The following is a 333-nucleotide window of genomic DNA, read 5'->3' on the forward strand; positions in this document are numbered from 1 at the left end:
ATTCTCAACGGCACCTGCAACTACATCCTCAGCCGCATGGAGCGCGAGGGCCTGACCTTCGAGGCCTGCCTGAAGGATGCGCAGGCCCTGGGCTACGCCGAGGCCGATCCGACCTTCGACGTCGAAGGTTTCGACACGGCCCACAAGCTCGCGATTCTGACGAGCCTGGCCTTCGGGACCGCAGTCGACGCCGAGGGCGTGTCGGTGGAGGGCATCTCCCGGGTGCAGCCTCTCGACCTGCGCATGGCGGACGAGCTCGGCTACCGGATCAAGCTCCTCGGCGTCGCGCAGGCGGCCGAGGCGGGCATCGAGCAGCGGGTCCACCCGACGGAC

Annotated in this window: 1 pseudogene; it reads left to right on the forward strand. The window is 68.5% G+C overall.

Features of this window, described 5'->3' with window-relative positions:
• Nucleotides 1–333: pseudogene (locus tag I5W_RS28485) on the forward strand (homoserine dehydrogenase); the annotation flags it as partial.

Origin of the sequence: Herbaspirillum sp. B65, from assembly GCF_000333555.1 — a bacterium.
GTDB lineage: Bacteria > Pseudomonadota > Gammaproteobacteria > Burkholderiales > Burkholderiaceae_D > Herbaspirillum > Herbaspirillum rubrisubalbicans.